2 protein-coding genes are annotated in these 2,549 nt (G+C 71.0%); both read right to left on the reverse strand.

Annotated elements, in window-relative coordinates; translation table 11 throughout:
• Positions 1–477: 477 nt before the first annotated feature.
• Positions 478–1,566: a FecCD family ABC transporter permease gene (locus NBRGI_RS40115; protein WP_029903101.1), complete on the reverse strand. Its 1,089-nt coding sequence runs from the start codon at positions 1,564–1,566 to the stop codon at positions 478–480.
• Between the two features lie 73 nt (positions 1,567–1,639).
• Positions 1,640–2,549: heme/hemin ABC transporter substrate-binding protein (locus NBRGI_RS40120; protein WP_029903103.1), on the reverse strand; the 910-nt coding region annotated here is incomplete at its 5' end.

Consider the following 2,549-nt stretch of genomic DNA (forward strand, 5'->3'; position numbering starts at 1 on the left):
GTCGGCGAACGCGTTGAACACCAGCACCCGTCCGCCGGGCGGCAGTGCCGCGTACGCCCGCTGCCGCAGCGTCCGGTTCCGCTCCGCGATGCCGAACGGCAGGTCCGGGTAGCGGACCTACCGTCGCCGTGCCTTCGCGCCATCGCGGACCTTCCCGGCGGGACTGCGACGCGAGCCACCGCAGCACTACTCGGCCCGCCTGCGTCGGACAACCCTTGCTGATCGGTGCGCCCGCACCGCCCGTGGGGTATCGGTCCGGTACCAGTCGACTCGGAGAGTGCGCCGCGGCGTCAGGTCGCGACGCCGAGGGACGCGGCGCTGACTCGCACCCGCTCGGCTGCTTCGCCGATCCGATGGCACAACCCTGCCCGGCGTGCACTGAAAACGCCGCCACCGCACCGGCTGCCACCCTCTCCGCGTCGTCGAGCACGAAGAACGCCGACTTGCCGAGGTTCGACGCACCAGCGCCCTCGGCGCTCATGCCCATCCTCCGGCGCGGGCGCGGGTGCGGCGGAGCAACCAGAAGAAGAAGGGGCCGCCGATGAGGGAGGTGAGCATGCCGAGGGGAAGGTCGGCGTTGTGGACGAGGGAGCGGGCGGCGACGTCGGCGGCGAGCAGAACCACCGCACCGAGGATGGCGCTCAACGGGATCAGCACGCGGTGCCCGGGGCCGACGAGCATGCGGACCAGATGCGGGACGATCAAGCCGACGAACAGCACGATGCCGGTGAACGCGACGCCCGCGGTGGCGAGAACGGCGACGATCAGGATCACATTGCGCCGCAAGCGTTCCACGTCGACGCCGAGATGCCGCGCGGACGCCTCACCGAGTGCGAGCAGGTCCAGGCGGGGCGCGATGAGCACGGCCGCGGTGATGCCGGCGGCGCTCAGGATCGCGACGATGCTCACCGAATCCCAGGTGGCCCCGTTGAGTGAACCGAGCTGCCAGAACACGATCTGATCGCGCGCCGCGGGCGAGGCGACGAACAGCAGGAACGCGATCAGCCCACCCGCGAACGCGTTGATCGCCACCCCGGTGAGGACCAGCGTGACCACCTCGGTGCGCCCGTTGGATCGCGCGAGCACGTACACCAGCGCGGTAGTGGCCAGTCCGGCGACGAACGCGGCCGCGGCCACGGACCAGGCGGCGACGAACGCCCCGCCGATCACGATGACGGTGCCCGCCCCGACCGCCGCCCCCGCGGACACACCGATCACGCCGGGTTCGGCGAGCGGATTGGCGAACACGCCCTGCAGCAGTCCGCCCGCGGTCGCCAGCGCCGCGCCGACGAGCATCGCGAGCAGCACCCGGGGAAACCGCACCTCCCACAGCGTCACCTCACCGGCGGGATGGGCGGGCATCGGTCCCCAGTCGAGTCCGATCCGGTGCAGCACACTGCCCGCCACTTCGGCGGGAGTGGTCGGCACCTGCCCGATCGCGGCGGAGGCGAGCGCGAGCCCGATCAGCCCGAGGATCGCGACCGCGAAAACCACTGTGGTGCGCGAACGTCCACGCGATCTCGGAGCGGGAGTGACAGGCTTCGCGGCGGTGGTGGTTTCGCTCATGACTCCACCTCGCCGGCGCTCGGTTCCGTCATGTGCGAGGCGCACTGTGCCATGGTTCGCTCGCTACGTTCGCTCACGCGGGTTTCGCGCCGTACACGGCCTCGCTGAGGGCCGTGATGACCCGGCCGGTGTTGGGACCGAAGCTGAGCACCACGGTGTCGGCCATGTCGACGACCCGCTTGTTGCGTCCGGCGGGCGTCTGCGCGATGCCGGGCACCTTCTCCAGCCCGTCGACCCCGCCGACGGATTTCAGGCCGTCGGACATCACGATGAGCACGTCCGGCGCGGCGCCGATCATGGCTTCGCTGGTGATCGTGATGAACGGCTCGGACAGCGCGGAGCCCGCGTCGTCCCCGCCGATCGCGGCGATCAGGGTGTCCGCGCCGGAGCCGGGGCCGGCCAGCATCGTGATGGCGGTGGAGCGCAGGTACAGGAACGCCATCTTCAGCTTCGGATCCTGCCGGGGCACCGCGGCGACGGCGGCCGCGATCTCGTCCTTGGTGCGCTGCGCGAGCGCGCGGCCGCGATCGGGCACACCCAGGGCGGCGGCGACGGCTTCGATCTGCGGGCCGACGCCGTCCATGGTCCGTTTCGGATCGAAGAAGACCAGGTTCACCCCGGCCGCGCGCAACTGTTCCCGCAACTGCGGCGTCACCGTGACGTCGTCGGTCAGGAACACCGAAGGACGAAGGGCCAGTACACCTTCCAGGTTCAAGGAGCCGTTGCCGCCGGCCACGATCGGCACGTTCTGGATCGCGGGGTTGGCGACGGTGCCGCGCCCGATCAGCTTGGGTCCCAAGCCCAGTGCGTATACGACCTGGGCCAGGGTGCCGTAGCGGTCGACGGCGATGATGCGGCTCGCGTCGGTGATGGTGACGTCGGTGCCGTCGAAGGAGCGCACCGTCACCGGCAGGGTCGGCGTGGGCTCGGGCCCGATCGGCACCGGATCGAGATCGGTGAGTTTCGCGGTCGCGGGACCGCGC

The sequence above is a fragment of the Nocardia brasiliensis IFM 10847 genome (genome assembly GCF_000710915.1).
Lineage (GTDB): Bacteria > Actinomycetota > Actinomycetes > Mycobacteriales > Mycobacteriaceae > Nocardia > Nocardia brasiliensis_A.